This is a genomic window from Alteromonas sp. ABD4_190 (genome assembly GCF_056160105.1).
On the sequence record NZ_JBSWWN010000001.1, the window covers coordinates 1,301,816 to 1,318,456 of the forward strand.

A 16,641-nucleotide genomic window follows, 5' to 3' on the forward strand; every position below is an offset into this window, starting at 1 on the left:
TAATTAAGCCTCCGCTTCTGAACCGATGATGATGTTATTGTCATCAACGAATTGATATGGCGGTACAACTAGGTTTAATGGTGCCGGTACGTTTTGGAACACACGTCCTGCCATATCAAACTTAGAACCGTGGCACGGGCAGAAGAAACCATCTGGTACACCCTCAACCACTTCTTCGAAAGCGCCATCTTTAAGGTGCTGTGGAGAGCAACCTAGGTGCGTACAGATACCCACTAGAATCAGGTATTCTTCTTTCATCGAACGGAAACGATTTTGAGCAAAAGTAGGTTGCTGCTCAGCTTCAGAGTTAGGATCTTTCAGCTTATCTTCGTGTGTGCCTAGTTCTTCAAGAATCTCAGGCGTACGACGTACAATCCATACAGGCTTGCTTCGCCACATTACACGTACTAATTGTCCAGGCTCAATCCCGCTGATATCTACTTCAACGTCAGCACCGGCCGCTTTCGCTTTGGCGCTTGGATTCCAGGACGCAATAAAAGGCACAGCAGCACCAACGACACCTACACCACCAACTACCGACGTGGCAACGGTCAAGAACCGACGACGAGTGTTGTTTTCTGGCTGGTTTTCATTGTGTGCAGACTCTGTTGCATCTACAGATACATTGCTCATCCACATTTCTCCAGGTTTGGATAATTATGATGTGTAACCCAAGCTTATACTGGTTTTATCACGCTTGCGTCATGCATCATATGGCTTGTCATGACAGCAACGTAACAGCAAAAATTTACTGGTTTACGAGGTCACGAAAGTTTTCAAAATTTTCGACCGCAAATGATAAAAGAAAAGCCCTTATAAACACAAGGTTTTACTGATATTTAAGCGATAATTTAATTCAATTAGTGTGTTTAGGTTTAGTGAGAGAAAAGCCTAAAATCAAGGTTTTGAAGAATATTTGGCGATATAGCACGCACAAATTAAACCTTTGTTATGAAATAAACGGCAAGATAGACCTCAGCCCACTTTAGAAATTGACGCTCTATAATGAACTTTAAGCAATAAAAAACCCGGCATAAGCCGGGTTTTTGCGATACAAAAAACGTAAAAATTAACGCTTTGAGAATTGTGGACGCTTACGCGCTTTGTGTAGACCAACTTTCTTACGTTCAACGCGACGTGCATCACGAGTAACGAAGCCAGCTTTACGAAGTGCTGGACGTAGTGCTTCATCATACTCCATAAGAGCACGAGTAAGACCGTGACGGATTGCACCAGCTTGACCGTTAGAACCACCACCTTTAACAGTGATGTATACGTCAAACTTTTCAGTCATTTCAACAAGTTCAAGTGGCTGACGAACAACCATGCACTCTGTTTCACGACCAAAGTACTCGTCAAGAGCGCGTTGGTTTACTTTAATGCTACCTGTGCCTGGACGTAGGAACACACGAGCAGTAGAACTTTTGCGGCGGCCTGTGCCGTAGTATTGAGTATCTGCCATGTTAATAGCTCCTTAAATGTCCAAAACTTGTGGTTGCTGTGCTGCGTGAGAGTGTTCTGCACCAGCGTAAACTTTCATTTTACGGAACATTGCGCGGCCTAGAGGGCCTTTTGGCAACATGCCTTTAACTGCTTTTTCAAGAACCATTTCTGGCTTGTGAGCAATTAGTTTTTCAAAGTTTGTCTCTTTAAGACCACCTGGGTAACCAGAGTGCGCATAGTACATTTTGTCTTGCGCTTTACGGCCTGTAACCGCAACTTTCTCAGCATTGATTACGATGATGTAATCACCAGTGTCCACGTGAGGTGTGTACTCTGGCTTATGCTTACCACGAAGGCGTAGTGCGATTTCAGAAGCCAAACGGCCTAGAGTTTTGTCTGTGGCGTCTACCACATACCAGTCACGTTGTACCGTTTCTGGCTTAGCAACAAAAGTTTTCATTTTCAAATTCACCCGAATAATATCGTCGTTACTGATTTCTGAACACCAGAAATCACCTTAAAATCAACGCAAAGACCCCTTCGAGCCGGCTGATTCTTCCACCTTCCCAAAGGTGGGCGTAACTGGGCAGGGCGCGAATTATACAGGAATTGACATAAATGCGAACCCCTAATGCAAAATAAATGAATAATATTTAGCCATAAAACAAATGACAATGCGCCAGATATGCGATATTTTTTATCTGTTGAATTTTTAACCACAAACAGAAGGCAAATGAAAATCTCATCAGTGGTATGTTTTAGTGCACTTGCATTATTTTTCCTTTGCTACAACGCAGCGGCCAAAGAGGAAAATAATAAGAGCATTATTTTCACACGCGCATTTGCAGACAACGAATACGGCAACTATCACGTCGCAGTTTTGCAAGCCGCACTTAATGCAACCCCAGAGCTGGGGACCACAAACTTAGTTCCACATCCACAACCCATGAGTCAAAGCCGTCAGCTGGTGTCACTTATCAATGGCGAAGCTGACGTGATGTGGAGCGCAACCAGTAAAGTTAGAGAAAAACAACTTATCCCTATCAGACTTCCATTACTCAAGGGTTTTGCAGGCTTACGTGTGTTCGTCATAAATCCAGATAAACAAGATGATTTTGACTATTCCATTGATAGTTCAACATTGAAAACTCGGACACTAGTACAGGGTTCGGATTGGCCTGATTTAACTGTACTGAGTTCGAATGGTTACAACGTTGAAGGTGAAGATTGGAGCTTGTGGTTTAATTCTATGTATTCTCTCGTGGAGAAAAATCTTGTTGACGCCTTTCCCAGAAACATCATTGAAGTACATCGTGATTTGTCCCGCCATTCAGCCAAGCGCATTTCGTTAGAGCAAAACCACATCCTGAACTATCCAAACTACGAGTATTTTTTTGTAAGCCCTGATAATCAAACGCTTGCTAAGAGATTAAAACTCGGCCTAATTCGAATATTGAAAGACGGAAAACTTGATGACATTTTTAATGACTTTGAATACCACGAAAAAGCGGGAAAGCTAGTCGCTAGTGGCACACGTAAAATTCACTATCTTGATAATCCCAACATTCCTTATCGAATTAACTACGCCCGCTGGGACAAACACCCACAGCTAGCAATTGATGCACTAACGAAAGAGCTTATTGAGTAATACTTAAAAGGCTCATGTCGTCTTCGAACTTTTATTCGAAAAATCAGAAGCTGTAGCTATTTTGATAGATTTTCACAGCAAATATCGTTAGATTGGCCGCCGATTCAACGATAATTCATGAAATTACTAATAATTTCGTCGAATTATCTCGTTTATTTCTAACTACCTCTTTCTTATAAAGGCGACTTTTCATGCAGAAAAAGAATTTCTTCTCTCCTTTGCTATTCATCCTTCTTACTATGCTGTCGGTATCTACGGTTCATGCAAACACTCTTGATTTGCTACCGTTGCAACACGCGTGGGCAAAAACGAACTATGAGATTGAAGGTGAAGCCCAATTAGAGGCATTTTCTGCACTGATAGCGCAGGCGAAAGTGTTAGTCGAGCAATCAGAAAATAGCGCTGAAGCGCTGACCTGGCTAGCTATCTCTCAATCAAGTATGGCCAGTGCAAAAGGCGGTTTGGGTGCCCTAGACTTTGCTGAAAGTGCGAAGGAAAACTTAGAACGTGCCATTAAAAAAGAGGAAGCGGTATTAGACGGGACGGCACTGACTGTATTAGCGGCACTTTATCATAAAGTTCCAGGCTGGCCAGTTAGCTTTGGAAGCGATAAGAAGGCAAAAAAATTGTTTAAGCGAGCATTGGAAATTAACCCAGAAGGTATGGACCAAAACTTCTTCTATGCTGAGTTTCTTTTCGACGATGGAGAATATGAAGAGGCCCAAGCGTTTTTAATCCGCGCTCAAAACGCGCCTGAAAAAGCCAACCGCCCTCTAGCCGATAAAAAACGCCGAGAAGAGATTGCTGCACTTAAAGCAAAATTGGCTCAAAGAGCATAGCATCATCTGCTGTATGCGGCGCAATCTCACATCGCTATCGCGCTCGAAATAAGTAATGTCCCCTGCTTTTAATGTAGAAATGTGAATTTACTGTCTTTCTACATTAAAAGCGCATACATAGGTGGCACTTATCCTCATGTATAAATTGTAAACAGTTCTCATTCGATATCAGTACTCCTATTATGAAAGAAAAAAGGAGTGGCCCGATGCCTAAAATCCCACGTTCCTCAGACAACGACTACAGCCACGACATGAGCCAGACCCGCCGCGAGTTTATTGCGCGCGAAACCGGCACCCAGCTAAACCACTTAGGACACTATTCAATCCCCCCCGAAACCTTATCGGGAAACATAGAAAATTTTGCTGGTGTTGCGCAGGTGCCTATCGGCTTTGCAGGCCCGATGCTAGTGAATGGAGAGCATGCCAAAGGCGAGTTCTACGTTCCAATGGCCACTACAGAAGGTACGCTAACAGCCAGCTACAGCAGAGGTATGCGTTTAACAAGAGAAGCAGGCGGCATAACCACCACAGTTATTGACGACGCCATGCAGCGAGCGCCTATGTTTGCGTTTTCTAACGCAAGAGAAGCCCTCGAATTTGGCAAGTGGGTCGAGCAAAACTTTGAAGCCATCAAACAAGCTTCTGATAATACCACCAGCGTAGGTAAACTTCGGGATATCGAGCAATATGCCGCCTCTAAGCTTCGCTGGCTTAGGTTCAACTTTACCTGTGGCGATGCTGCTGGGCAAAACATGGTAAGCAAAGCTACCAAAGCAGGCTGCGAGTGGATACAGGCAAACTATTCGGGCAATATTGAGCACTTTGTGCTGGCAGCAAACCTTGATACCGATAAAAAGCACTCGCACTTAAACTCGCTGCATACCCGCGGAAAGCGCGTTGTAGCAGAGATAACCTTGCCTAAACAACTTATGAAAGACATTATGCATTGCCCGCCAGAGGCTTTGTTTAAACAGCGCCAATACTCAAATATGGGCGCTTTAATGGCGGGTAGTGTTAACAACGGTGCCCACTTCGCCAACGGCATTACCGCTATGTTCATTGCTTGCGGACAAGATGTCGCTAATGTGGCTGAATCGTCGGCGGGGTTTACTTATGCCGAAATTACGCCAAACGGCGACTATTACTTCTCAGTTACTATTCCGTCGTTAATTGTTGCTACGTACGGTGGTGGAACTGGTTTAGCTACACAAAACGAATGTTTAAGCGTACTTGGCTGTACAGAAAGAGGTAGCGTTAACAAGTTTGCGGAAATTGTTGCAGCGACCGTGCTATGTGGAGATCTGTCTTTAGGTTCTGCTGTTGTAGCGGATGAATGGGTGAGCAGTCACGAGCGACTAGGTAGAAACCGTTAGAGCACTTCGGCTAGTCGCAGCACGACAACTGCCAAAAAAGTGCAAGCTAACCTGAGAGAAGGCTTTTTGAGTTCTGACAAGAAATGCTAAACAGCAGGAATATTGGGGCGCGTAACAACAAAGTACGCGCCTATTCCCATAAATAGACCTATGCCTATGTACGCTGGAATAGGCATTGATGCGAACAGGCAAACCAGAATAAAGCTCACCAACATACTGCAGCACGCCATGCATTTCACTTTTTTCGAAATTGCACCATGCTTGCGCCACGCAACCAGACTAGGGCCATATTTAGGGTGTTGAAGTAACCAGTTTTCAAGGCGCGGTGAAGATTGAGTAAAACAAAAAAGCGCACCTATCAAAAAAACAGTTGTTGGCATTACCGGCAAGAATGCGCCAATAATACCTAGAAGGGTAAAAAACAACCCGAGTGATAAATACAGTACTTTTTTCATGAAATACTAACGCCCAATTCAGTCCAACTCCTTGGTAAGTGTCATGACTTAACACCAGCGACACACCCTTCCAATATGCCAATTTTATACTCAGATATTAGATAAAGTGGATCTACATTGCTTTGTCGTAAATCAAACCTACTCTATAACCATACGCCAAAATAATGAAGTTTCCATCTACATTGGTCTAATTTACTTTGATGCGGATTGACACCTATCCATCTACGTTGCTGCACACCATAACTCTCGCTTACTGATAACGATTACAACACGACAAATGGCATACAATCATAGATAAACGATAATAAAAACTGTTATCATTTATATTAAAGTATTGACTTTTCTTCACGCTCCTTTTATCACACAACACTTGGATTTTTTTGCAATGAAATATTTAGCCGCGTTAATAGCTGCTTCGTTGACCTCCCCTGCTTTATCACAAGACATTGAAACCTCTTCGGATACACGTGAAATATCACCTGCGAAATCCGACCAAGTAGAGCGTGTGGTAGTGACTAGTAGAGCGATAAATCTATATCGCAATGGTAACTCATCTACAGGTAAGTTAAGTGTTGACCCACTTAATTCGACCCAACAAATCACTACAATCAACGAAAGCTTGATACGCGATCAGGGTGCGCGCAATGCAAAAGATATTTATCGTAACATTGCTGGTGTTAGCCAATTTAGCTATGCCGGTGTAACCGCCAGGGGTTTTAGACAAGAGGAAATCTTTTTTGATGGCTTACGCGGAGACCCTTATGTAGGCTTCAACGTACCTCAATTATTTAATATCGAGCGCGTAGACTTTTTAAAGGGCCCTGCCGGAATGCTCTATGGGCCGGGAGCGCCAGGTGGCTTGTTCAACTACGTCACAAAAAAACCTACGTCAGAATTCGACGCCAACGCTAGAATAATTGCTGGTTCGCATGCTCGCTTTGGAGGCTCAGCAGAAATAAATGGGGCAATTAATGACGACCAAAGCGCCCGTACAGGTGTTTTTTATGAGCAGCAAGATACTTATCGAGACAACAGCGACAGTGAAGTATTTATCTTCGATTCTGGCTATACATACGACCTTCAAGGCCACCTACTAACGCTTCAATACACCCATTACTCACAAGATTTGGGCGCTAACCGACTGCGCGGCGTACCCGTTGACGACAGTGGTAACTTTCTCACAGATATAGATTGGAACCATAACGAAGCCAGTGATTTTTTAAACTTGCGCTCTGACTCTGTTCAACTTTCTCTAGAGGGACAGCTGAGTGATTCAATCCGCTACGATACACGTTTGCGCTACATAGATAATGAACAGGAGCAGAACTACCACGAACCACGTGCGCTTATTGATAGCGATGGAGATGGGAACATAGACCTTGTTGGCCGTGAGTTCAGAGATCAATTACGCGAACAAGAACAAATTAGCTTTGGTGCTAACTTTGTGTATTCTGGCGAATGGTTGGGTGCAGACCATAGAACAGCGTTCGGCGTTGACCTTTATAAAGGAAAAGAGGACGCGCTATTAGGTGGTACTGCTTTAGAGCAAGATTTTGTCCTTCGTTATCTAACCGGGTCATCGCTTGACTCAGATATCATTCCACTAACGCTTACTAACCCTAACTACGGTATGACGCAGCCTGAAAACTACAATGTGCAATTCAGGCCTTTAAGTACAACGGAGCAAACACGTAACGGTGCCTATGTACTGAATGAACTTGCTTGGGAACAGTTTACCTTTGTTGCTGGTTTGCGCTACGACCAATTTGAAGACGAAACGTCTAGTGCTGTTTTCGACGATTCAAATGTAAGTTTTCGCATTGGTGGTATTTACAAGATTAATTCTAACATTTCGCTTTATGGACAATGGGCAGACTCTTATGAACCTCAGTCAGTGAGTAATCAGCAGAATGAGGCTGGAGGACCATTTGAGCCAACTACCGGAGATATTATCGAAGGTGGTATAAATGCAGAACTGTTCGATGAAACTACGTTGCTGCGATTAGCCGTGTATCAAATAACCCGAGAAAATATCCTTCAATCTACCGGGGAAGATCCTGAAGGTGACGGCATTGACAACGTTGCGGCGGTGGGTGAAGTCACCAGTGATGGATTTGAAGTTGAGGTTATCACTGACTTAACACCAAATTGGATTTTAAGCCTAGCATATGGTTACAACGACGCAAGAATCACCGCAGATAATGGCGGTGGCGGTATTAGCAATAGTGTCGGCGACCGCTTCGCTAATGCGCCTCAGAATCAATTTGGTTTCTGGACGCGTTACCAAATACCTGAGTGGGAGCTTGCCTTTGCCTTTGGTGGAAACTATGTTGACGACCAACTGAGCCTGTCTGGTCAGAATGTGAAGTCATATTTCATTGCCGATGCGTCAATAACTTGGGAAGTAGACAACTACAGCGTACTATTTAGAATAGATAACCTATTTGATAAAGAGTATGCCGAATCAGGCTTTATTGAGCGTACAGGTCACTTCCCCGGAAACCCAAGAAACGGTTTTGTAGAATTCACCTACAAGTGGTAAACACTGCGTTTTTTAAATTCGGGATTGGCTATGCGGATAAATTCTGCTTAGAGTTCTGTTTATAAGTAGCGCTTTTGAGTTAAATTCTTGCGCTTAGCCCTTCTTTCTTTCAATTATACGCCATGCTTTTTACTATGTTCCCTGCACCATTCAGGGCTTGTTTTTACCTTACACAAGTATTTCATGACTAACGATAAAACCGCGCAAAGAAAGTACCTAAAGAAGTTATACAACTTGCACGCGTGGGTAGGTTTTCAGCTCTCACTTGTGCTTTTTATTATTGTTGCAACGGGCACTATTGCTACGGTATCCAATGAAATTGATTGGCTTGTGTTTGAGGAAATGCGCACGTTTAATACGCCTCCTAGCGATTTAGACAACGCCGATGATGAAATTGTTAAGTGGAACAGTATCTATGAGGCTACGCTTAACTATGCAGAACAAGCTAAGATAAAATCCATCTCGACCATGGGTCATGAAAATTTCACTTACCGTGTCAGAGCAGAATTCCCCGATGGTCATGACCGCTTTATCCACGTGGATCAGTACACCTATGAAGTGACAGGCGATATTCCTATTCTAACGATTCAGCGGTTCTTCCGAGACTTTCACCGCTATCTGTTTATGCCTAATTATCTTGGCTTACCAACGGTTACCTTTTTCGCATTCATTCTTGCTATCTCGCTGTATACGGGCCTAAAAACAACCCGAAACTGGAAAACCGCCATTACTCGTCTCCGCCTAAACCAAGGCCCAAGAATACTACTGAGCGACATTCATAAACTACTTGGGCTGTGGAGCCTCTGGTTTTTCGTTGTCATTGTCATAACCAGTTGGTGGTATTTATTTGAATTCGGTGCCGCAGTTGCAGGCAATCGATTTGAACCTCGCCCACCAAAGGCCACCGTCATTTCAAATTATGAGCAAGTTAACCCTGTATCAACCACGCAGTTTTCCAGTGCGTTTCAGAAGGCATCGCAAGCCATTGAGGACTGGCAGATCACCGGTGTACTATTTCCTACCTCAGACACAGCAGCACTGCGATTCACAGGTATAGGCAATAACCCTTTACTACGTGAGCGCGCGCATAAAGTAGATATTGATATAACCAACCAGCGTATTGTTGGCGTACAAGAGCCCAAAAGTATGGCCTGGACTAACTACCTCAATGAATACGCAGACCCACTGCACTTTGGATACTTCGGTGGGCTTTTGACTAAGTTAATTTGGTTTGTATTTGGTGTCGGTTTAACAACGCTTTCTGCAACGGGGGTGATGATGACATGGAAGCGTACGAAATCATCAGCTCTAACCAAAACACAAAAGCGAACGCTGCCCATCTTACTTCTGGCACTAGTCTATTTCGTCTTTTGGCTGCAGCGGTATTTGTAATTCGTTCTAACTGAAGACTCACATACCTCTGCACCAGCGCGGCATTAACGTTATCAGTCTAAGCAGCGCTTTTAGTATGCTGCGACGTACAATTACTTAGTGTTAGACGACTGCTTGACCTGCTGCCACAGCGCTTCCATTTCATCAAGCGTCAATGCGTCGAGCTTTTCGCCCTGCTCTGCCGCTAAGCGCTCTACGCCTTTAAAACGGTTAGCAAACTTGTTACTGGCGTTGCGAAGGGCGGTATCAGCATCCACCTTGCAATGCCTTGCCAGATTAACCATGGCAAAAAGCGCATCACCAATTTCTTCTTCAATAGCTTGTTGGTTATCGGGCACGCCACTGTTTAACGGTGCAACACCAGTACCCAGTGCCTCTTGTGTTCGCTGTTTTAAATCCAGCTCTTGCTGAATCTCTTCCACTTCCTCACGCACCTTATCTATAACAGGTGCGGCATCAGGCCAATCAAACCCTACCTTTGCACAGGCTTTTTGCAACTTTTGTGCGTACATCAGTGCTGGCATTCCTGACGGAACACTATCTAAAACACTGTGATTACAAGCTTGTTTAGCGCGTCTTTCTTCAGCCTTGATTGATTCCCATTGTTCGTTCAGCGCGGTCTCATTTAAACCGTTATTGCTATTGGCACTATCACCAAAAACATGGGGGTGACGACGCACCAGCTTGTCGCTAATACTCTGTGCCACATCGTCAAAAGAAAATGCACTCGATTCACTGGCGATTTGCGCGTAAAACACTACTTGAAACAGCAAGTCACCGAGCTCATCTTTGATATCGTGCATATCACCAGCGGCAATAGCATCAGCCACTTCGTAGGCCTCTTCTATGGTGTAGCGAGTTAGGCTTTCCATGGTTTGTTTCACATCCCACGGACATCCAGATTGCGGGTCGCGCAGCTGCGTCATAATGTCAAGCAGCCGCTGCATTTCGCCAAGGCTAGCTTTGCTTGCGTTTTGCATCCGTCACGCCTTTAAGTTGTCGCAATTGGGTTAACACTTTTGACACTCTTTCAAGGTCATTAACTTCGATAGATATGGTAATTAGTGCCGTCTGCCTGTTTTTATCACTTAAGCTGTTTACGCCTAAAAGCGGTACGTTTTCATTCGCCAACACAGTAGTAATGTCGCGCAACAGGCCATTTCTATCGTGGCAAAATATATCAATGCCCGTCTCAAAACCCACTTTAAGCTCATGTGACCAATTCACTTCGATCTGACGCTCAGGGTGCTGTGACAACAAGTGCTGCAGCTGACTGCAACTTTCTTTGTGAACACTTACACCGCGGCCTTGCGTGATATAGCCTAAAATAGCTTCGCCCGGAACTGGCTTACAGCAGTTAGCCAGCTGACTCATTAAGTGACCCACGCCCTGCACGACTACGGCGTCTTTTTTGCCCGTGCCTGCCGCAGTCTTGCGTGTTTTCACCTTAGGGCTAATTTCAGGCTCAGGGGCTGGAGGATCTTGCAAGTGATGAATAAAGTTAATCACCTGCATAACGCGCACATCACCGGCACCTACCGCGGTGTACAAGTCATCAAGGGTTTGTAAGTTAAACTTCTCAAACGCCTCGTTAGGTACTTTGGCGGGCAAATGAGCACGCTGAAGTTCGCGCTCTAGCAGCTCTTTACCAGCAGCAAGGTTTTTATCTCTGTCCTGCTTTTTAAAGAAGGAATGGATAGTGGCTCGCGCTCGCGATGAATGCACATAGCCAAGGCCGGGGTGCATCCAGTCGCGACTTGGGTTCGGCTCTTTTCCGGTGAGTACTTCTATCTGGTCGCCACTTTGCAGTAAGTAAGTGAAAGGTACTATTCGCCCATTCACTTTTGCGCCAATACAGCGGTGGCCTACATTGCTGTGGATGTAGTAAGCAAAATCAAGAGGCGTAGCGCCTTGAGGAAGGTCAATAACGTCGCCTTTGGGTGTAAACACGTACACTCTATCGTCAAACACCTGGCTACGAAGTTCTTCAACCAAATCGCCAGACTCAGCCACTTCCTCTTGCCATGCAAGTATGCGGCGAAGCCAGTTTATACGCTCGTCATAGCCTGACTGCTTGCCCGTACTGCCCTCTTTATATTTCCAGTGAGCAGCCACACCCAGCTCTGCATCCTGATGCATTTTCTGCGTGCGAATTTGAATCTCTACCGACTTCCCTTCAGGCCCCACGATAACCGTGTGAATAGACTGGTAACCGTTAGGTTTAGGCGTTGCGATATAATCGTCGAACTCGTTAGGTAAATGTTTATAGCTGGCGTGAACAGTCCCTAGCGCTGCGTAGCAATCCTGTAGTCGCTCAGCAATAATACGCACTGCCCGAATATCAAAAAGCTGCTCAAACGTCAGACGCTTTTTCTGCATTTTTTTCCAAATGCTGAATATGTGCTTGGGGCGGCCGTAAACTTCAGCGCGGATCTCTTCGCCATCAAGCAAGCCTTGCAAGTCGCCTACAATAGTTTCTATGTATTCAGCGCGCTCTCTACGCTTACCGTCTAACTGCTTGGCAATTTGTTTGTAAGTAACAGGGTGTAAGTAACGAAACGCGAGATCTTCAAGTTCCCACTTTAATTGGCCAATGCCCAAGCGGTTTGCCAATGGCGCATAGATACTGGCGCACTCGCGAGCCACCATAACGCGGGTTTCTTCATCAGCTTTTTTAACCTGTTGCAGTGCACAAATACGCTCAGCCATCTTAATAACAACGGCGCGTACGTCTTCTACCATCGCAAGGAGCATACGACGAATGCTGTCTATATGCTGCTCGTCTGACCTTTCAGCAAAGCCAGCGCCGTTCACTTTACGGGCATGTAACGATTTAATGGCATCCATTCGGCGCACGCCAACAATCAGGTCGCGTATTTCCCCGCCAAACTCTTCATAAATATCATCTTCACTTAAGGCGTGCTGCTCGCAATAAGGGAAAACCAAAGCAGCCTGAAGCGTTGCGTCATCCATATTGAGCTGACACAAAATCTCAACCATTTCCTGACCAACCAATAGCCGCTCTGGAATGGAAGATACTGCACTGAGCTTATCTTTTGTTTCTGCACTCAATTCAAGGCTGTCTAGCCAGGCTTCAAAGGGGGGCCGGTCTGCTTCGTGGACCTTTCTTGTTGATACCATATCCTTTACTCGTTACTGCTGCTTTCGCGTAAACAAGGCCATCATTTCCATATGATGGGTGAAGGGGAACATTTCTGCTACGCCCGCTTTTTCCATTTCATAACCTCCGTCTATCAACACTTTTGCGTCTCTAGAAAATGTACTAGGGTTGCAAGAAACATACACTATCGTTTTTGGTAGTGCTTTTACAAGCGCATGACAAACGGTCAATGCCCCTTCTCTTGAAGGGTCTAGTAGTACCTTATCAAAGCCTAGCTGCAATGAAGCCTCGACGTTGGTCTTATCAGTCAAATCTAAATGCAGCCACTCCACATTTTCAATGCCCTGTTGCCGTGCATTGTCTTTGGCGCGGCGCACCATCTCTGCCACACCCTCTATCGCTTGTACCCTAGCACCTGACTTAGCAATAGGTAAGGTAAAATTGCCCAGCCCGCTAAACCAATCGGCTATACGTTCGTTGGGCAGTGGGTTTAGCCAGTCCATTGCTTGGGAAATCATTTTTTCGTTAACCACTTTGTTTATTTGAACAAAGTCATTAGCACTTGGTGAAATAGAGCAGTCATTTAACGTGGTCATAGCCAAATCAGTGCCATGCCCTACACTTCGAATTTGCCCTTGCTTGTTTTCTAGCTTCAACTCTATTTTATTGGCATTTGCAAGAGAGTACTCGTTGATTAGTGCATTCACCGTATCAATAAGCTCAGCTTCAAGGGCTTTAGTATGTTTAATAACAAGGTGCGAAGTGTTATCGCCTGCAATGAAGCTTATATGCCCAATATGTCGAGCTGACTCAAACCCTGTGAGCGCGTCTCGCAAAGGGCCAATGATATTAGATAAAGGGTCAACCAAAATTGGGCAGGTATCCACATTGGTTACTTTGTTGCTGTTCGCTTCGCGAAAGCCTAACTTAATTTGATTTGGGTTGCGGGCATCGATAGCCAATCTTGCTTTTCTGCGATATTGAGGACGTGGCCCCACTAACGGCGCTTGCCAAACGCCTGCTTTCATTGCCAATTGACGTTCCATCATCACTTTAAGGGCGTTATCTCTTTGCTTGAGGGCAGCATCGGGCTTTATATGCTGTAGCTGACACCCGCCACATGCATCAAACACAGGGCAGAAAGGCGCTTGTCTTTCATCACTTGGCGAATGAATATTTGTCGCTTTAGCGTTAATGACTTTCTTTTTGCTCGTTAGCACCTCAATGTCGCAGGTTTCACCAACTAGGGCACCTTCAACAAACATCATGGGGTTGCCGCGCACTACCCCATGGCCCATCCAGTCGATATCTTCGATTGTAACCGTATTGGAATTTATCTTCTTACTGGCTTGTGAGGCTTTGTTAGCTTTTCCAAACCGAAGTCCTGCGACCTGCGCATTCGCACTGGCATTATCTTTTTTTGCACTACCACCTAGGTGGGAAGACGTTTTGCCTTTTTGTTTGCTGCGTGATTGTTTAAAAAGGTTTGCCAAGTGTGACTCCGGTAACTTGCTTTGCGTGGTTTGATATTTGTAGCGTTTTTTATAAACGCAGGCCAGATAGGTGTAATCTACCTAGGCTAATTCGGTCTGCGGTTTAGTAAGCCGTGTTTTTGTAAATGACTAGGATTCTAGTATAACGGTGGCGACGGCATAATGCTGCTCGTCTGAAATGCTGATCACGCTTCGGGTAATGCCCCTTGCCTCACACATAGCAGCAAATTCACCAGAAAAATGTAGTTCTGGCGCCCCAAGGTCGTTGTTACGCACTTCTATGTGTTGCCAACTAATCCCATTTCCAATACCGGTCCCAAGGGCTTTCACCGCGGCTTCTTTAGCGGCAAAACGTTTTGCTAAAAAGCGTACGGGCGTAGCGTGCTCGCTAAACGTCTGCCACTCGGTAGGCGTAAGTACACGCTTTGCCAAACGTTCGTTAGCGCTCTCGCCTTTACCAAGGCGAGCAATTTCTACAATGTCAGTACCTAGCCCTGCAATCGCCACGCTGTATTTGCCCTTCTAAATTAAATGCCGGCGCGAGCTTCAAGCATTAGCTTACGCATATCAGCCACTGCTGTGTGAAGCCCGTCAAACGCAGCGCGAGCAATGATGGCGTGACCAATGTTAAGTTCTATCAGCTGAGGAATAGCGGCAATTGGCTTAACATTGTGGTAGTGCAGACCATGTCCCGCATTCACCTTAAGCCCTAAACTGTCAGCATACTCAATGCCTTCAACTAAGCGAGTCAGCTCTTTGTGCTGCTCATCTTCACTGGTAGCTTCTGCGTATTGGCCCGTGTGAATTTCAATATAAGGCGCGTTACATGCTGCCGCTGCATCGATCTGTGCTTTATCTGCGTCGATAAATAAAGACACTAAGATATTGGCATTAGCAAGTCGCTCGCACGCTGCTTTAATATTCTCGAAATTTCCCGCTACATCGAGGCCACCTTCAGTGGTCAACTCTTCACGTTTTTCTGGTACTAGGCAGCAAAAAACAGGTTTTACTTCTTCTGCAATAGCCAGCATTTCATCGGTTACTGCCATTTCCAGATTAAGTCTGGTGTTAATGGTTTGCGCTAAAATACGTACGTCGCGGTCTTTGATATGACGGCGATCTTCACGTAAGTGAACGGTAATGCCGTCTGCACCTGCACGCTCAGCAATGTCAGCAGCGTGCACTGGGTCTGGGTAATGTGTACCGCGCGCATTGCGAAGCGTTGCGATATGGTCGATGTTAACGCCTAATAGAATCGTGCTCATTTCACCACCTAACCTGTAAGAGCGAAAGAAGATGCCCGCTCTTAATGTTTAATACATTATTTAAAGGGCGCCAACACCCTTATTTAGAAAGTGGTGATTGTAGCAAACTTTTTTATAGAAGGTGCTGTTTAACCATTTGAGTTAAGAGAAAATAATCTAAAGCTATTAGCGTTGATAGCAGCTCTTGTCGAAAGCAAGAAGCGTGAATATGAGCACTATAACAAAAGGCGCTGCACCTCATTAGTGGCTGAACACATCAACGCACTAGCGATGTTTCGGCATAAATAATTCGCGGCTTTTAAGTGGCTTATCGCCGATGAGTGGTTTAAGCAAGTCGCGACAAAGCACTTTAGCGACCTTTTTGCTTAGCGGGGTAAACTCCCCCTGAGACAAACTGAGCAACGCTTGCCCGGGGAAGCCACGCATGCCCCTTGCACCAGCCATATCTTCGGGAATAGGCACAAAGCCCGCATCTATTTGAAAGTTATAGCTACCTGTTTCTTCTATTGGCATTTCGTATTCTACGTCAGTAGTGAAGTCGGGCAGTAACCCCATTTCATCAAGTAGTGCAAATTCGAACTGTCGCAAGGTCACTTCTATGTCGCTATTATCACGAAGGGACAGTAATGCATTTTCATAAGCGTTGTGTACGCCGTCGCTGGCGAGGCCGGTCGGCATAACGCGGTTTGTTAGCTCGTTTACATACATGGCGCAAAATAGCGCTGTGCCTACAAGATTGATGGACGGGGCGACGCTTTCAACGTGACGTAGGTTTTTTAACTCTGACTTTCCACTTAGCTGTAGGCGAAGATGCTGGAAAGGTTGAAGCAGGCTCTTTTTATCTGACTTACTGTTTTTCACGCCTTTAGCTACCGCACTAACACGCCCCTCTTCCAGGGTGAAAAAGTCAACAATATAGCTGGTCTCCCTGTAAGGGCGTCTATGCAGTACATAGGCATTTAACCATTCATTATTCATTGTTGTTCACTATGGTTTAGTACCGAATCGGTAGCTATTTAGGTGCAAGTTAAAAGGTGTAAGTCAAAAAAGGTTTATATTAGCGGCAAGGG

General features: G+C 45.1%; 15 protein-coding genes. 5 read left to right on the forward strand and 10 right to left on the reverse strand.

Features of this window, described 5'->3' with window-relative positions; translation table 11 throughout:
* Nucleotides 1-3 precede the first annotated feature (3 nt).
* The 3 genes from petA to rplM all read right to left on the reverse strand — a co-directional run bounded on the left by petA (nucleotide 4) and on the right by rplM (nucleotide 1,903).
* Nucleotides 4-633: a ubiquinol-cytochrome c reductase iron-sulfur subunit gene (gene petA, locus ACXAFM_RS05740; RefSeq protein WP_118490220.1), complete on the reverse strand. Its 630-nt coding sequence runs from the start codon at nucleotides 631-633 to the stop codon at nucleotides 4-6.
* A gap of 436 nt (nucleotides 634-1,069) precedes the next feature.
* Nucleotides 1,070-1,462 carry a 30S ribosomal protein S9 gene (rpsI, locus tag ACXAFM_RS05745; RefSeq protein WP_014948330.1) on the reverse strand — a complete coding sequence of 131 codons (393 nt, stop codon included), beginning with the start codon at nucleotides 1,460-1,462 and terminating at the stop codon, nucleotides 1,070-1,072.
* 12 nt (nucleotides 1,463-1,474) lie between these two features.
* Complete coding sequence (gene rplM / locus ACXAFM_RS05750) at nucleotides 1,475-1,903, reverse strand: 50S ribosomal protein L13 (protein ID WP_012517329.1); 429 nt, start codon at nucleotides 1,901-1,903, stop codon at nucleotides 1,475-1,477.
* Between the two features lie 273 nt (nucleotides 1,904-2,176).
* On the opposite strand from rplM, the gene ACXAFM_RS05755 reads away from it, so the two are divergent.
* The 3 genes from ACXAFM_RS05755 (at nucleotide 2,177) to ACXAFM_RS05765 (ending at nucleotide 5,303) form a co-directional block, all read left to right on the forward strand.
* Nucleotides 2,177-3,091, forward strand: a complete 915-nt coding sequence (locus tag ACXAFM_RS05755) for a hypothetical protein (protein WP_474827708.1) — start codon at nucleotides 2,177-2,179, stop codon at nucleotides 3,089-3,091.
* Nucleotides 3,092-3,282: 191 nt separating this feature from the next.
* Nucleotides 3,283-3,930, forward strand: coding sequence for a tetratricopeptide repeat protein (locus tag ACXAFM_RS05760; protein WP_474833833.1), 648 nt, complete (start codon nucleotides 3,283-3,285; stop codon nucleotides 3,928-3,930).
* 206 nt (nucleotides 3,931-4,136) lie between these two features.
* Complete coding sequence (locus ACXAFM_RS05765; protein ID WP_474827712.1) at nucleotides 4,137-5,303, forward strand: hydroxymethylglutaryl-CoA reductase; 1,167 nt, start codon at nucleotides 4,137-4,139, stop codon at nucleotides 5,301-5,303.
* A gap of 86 nt (nucleotides 5,304-5,389) precedes the next feature.
* Here ACXAFM_RS05765 and ACXAFM_RS05770 read toward each other — a convergent pair whose 3' ends face one another.
* Nucleotides 5,390-5,758: a YbaN family protein gene (locus ACXAFM_RS05770; RefSeq protein WP_474827714.1), complete on the reverse strand. Its 369-nt coding sequence runs from the start codon at nucleotides 5,756-5,758 to the stop codon at nucleotides 5,390-5,392.
* Nucleotides 5,759-6,143: 385 nt separating this feature from the next.
* Here ACXAFM_RS05770 and ACXAFM_RS05775 point away from each other — a divergent pair, with 385 nt between their 5' ends.
* Both ACXAFM_RS05775 and ACXAFM_RS05780 read left to right on the forward strand, forming a co-directional pair.
* Complete coding sequence (locus ACXAFM_RS05775) at nucleotides 6,144-8,300, forward strand: TonB-dependent siderophore receptor (protein WP_474827716.1); 2,157 nt, start codon at nucleotides 6,144-6,146, stop codon at nucleotides 8,298-8,300.
* 183 nt (nucleotides 8,301-8,483) lie between these two features.
* Nucleotides 8,484-9,692: a PepSY-associated TM helix domain-containing protein gene (locus ACXAFM_RS05780; protein ID WP_474827718.1), complete on the forward strand. Its 1,209-nt coding sequence runs from the start codon at nucleotides 8,484-8,486 to the stop codon at nucleotides 9,690-9,692.
* A 92-nt stretch (nucleotides 9,693-9,784) separates the two neighbouring features.
* Here ACXAFM_RS05780 and mazG read toward each other — a convergent pair whose 3' ends face one another.
* From mazG to recO, 6 genes are all read right to left on the reverse strand, one after another.
* Nucleotides 9,785-10,672, reverse strand: a complete 888-nt coding sequence (mazG, locus tag ACXAFM_RS05785) for a nucleoside triphosphate pyrophosphohydrolase (protein WP_474827720.1) — start codon at nucleotides 10,670-10,672, stop codon at nucleotides 9,785-9,787.
* The gene (relA, locus tag ACXAFM_RS05790) at nucleotides 10,650-12,833 is read right to left on the reverse strand and encodes a GTP diphosphokinase (protein ID WP_474827722.1); all 2,184 of its coding nucleotides are present in this window, start codon (nucleotides 12,831-12,833) and stop codon (nucleotides 10,650-10,652) included. Before relA ends, mazG begins: the two co-directional genes overlap by 23 nt.
* 12 nt (nucleotides 12,834-12,845) lie before the next feature.
* On the reverse strand, nucleotides 12,846-14,306 hold the full coding sequence (rlmD, locus tag ACXAFM_RS05795; protein ID WP_474827724.1) for a 23S rRNA (uracil(1939)-C(5))-methyltransferase RlmD: 1,461 nt from the start codon (nucleotides 14,304-14,306) through the stop codon (nucleotides 12,846-12,848).
* A 129-nt stretch (nucleotides 14,307-14,435) separates the two neighbouring features.
* Nucleotides 14,436-14,813, reverse strand: coding sequence for a holo-ACP synthase (gene acpS, locus ACXAFM_RS05800; protein ID WP_474827726.1), 378 nt, complete (start codon nucleotides 14,811-14,813; stop codon nucleotides 14,436-14,438).
* Between the two features lie 20 nt (nucleotides 14,814-14,833).
* On the reverse strand, nucleotides 14,834-15,571 hold the full coding sequence (pdxJ, locus tag ACXAFM_RS05805) for a pyridoxine 5'-phosphate synthase (RefSeq protein ID WP_474827728.1): 738 nt from the start codon (nucleotides 15,569-15,571) through the stop codon (nucleotides 14,834-14,836).
* 264 nt (nucleotides 15,572-15,835) lie between these two features.
* A complete protein-coding gene (gene recO / locus ACXAFM_RS05810) occupies nucleotides 15,836-16,549 on the reverse strand; it encodes a DNA repair protein RecO (protein ID WP_474827730.1) in 714 nt (237 codons plus the stop codon).
* Between the last annotated feature and the right edge of the window lie 92 nt (nucleotides 16,550-16,641).

Bases quoted from the DNA above. Each gene is read 5' to 3' on its own strand.
- petA (WP_118490220.1), bottom strand. From the start codon at position 633: ATGAGCAATGTATCTGTAGATGCAACAGAGTCTGCACACAATGAAAAC.
- ACXAFM_RS05760 (WP_474833833.1), top strand. From the start codon at position 3,283: ATGCAGAAAAAGAATTTCTTCTCTCCTTTGCTATTCATCCTTCTTACT.
- ACXAFM_RS05770 (WP_474827714.1), bottom strand. From the start codon at position 5,758: ATGAAAAAAGTACTGTATTTATCACTCGGGTTGTTTTTTACCCTTCTA.
- ACXAFM_RS05765 (WP_474827712.1), top strand. From the start codon at position 4,137: ATGCCTAAAATCCCACGTTCCTCAGACAACGACTACAGCCACGACATG.
- pdxJ (WP_474827728.1), bottom strand. From the start codon at position 15,571: ATGAGCACGATTCTATTAGGCGTTAACATCGACCATATCGCAACGCTT.
- rpsI (WP_014948330.1), bottom strand. From the start codon at position 1,462: ATGGCAGATACTCAATACTACGGCACAGGCCGCCGCAAAAGTTCTACT.
- ACXAFM_RS05780 (WP_474827718.1), top strand. From the start codon at position 8,484: ATGACTAACGATAAAACCGCGCAAAGAAAGTACCTAAAGAAGTTATAC.
- ACXAFM_RS05775 (WP_474827716.1), top strand. From the start codon at position 6,144: ATGAAATATTTAGCCGCGTTAATAGCTGCTTCGTTGACCTCCCCTGCT.
- rplM (WP_012517329.1), bottom strand. From the start codon at position 1,903: ATGAAAACTTTTGTTGCTAAGCCAGAAACGGTACAACGTGACTGGTAT.
- relA (WP_474827722.1), bottom strand. From the start codon at position 12,833: ATGGTATCAACAAGAAAGGTCCACGAAGCAGACCGGCCCCCCTTTGAA.
- recO (WP_474827730.1), bottom strand. From the start codon at position 16,549: ATGAATAATGAATGGTTAAATGCCTATGTACTGCATAGACGCCCTTAC.
- ACXAFM_RS05755 (WP_474827708.1), top strand. From the start codon at position 2,177: ATGAAAATCTCATCAGTGGTATGTTTTAGTGCACTTGCATTATTTTTC.
- mazG (WP_474827720.1), bottom strand. From the start codon at position 10,672: ATGCAAAACGCAAGCAAAGCTAGCCTTGGCGAAATGCAGCGGCTGCTT.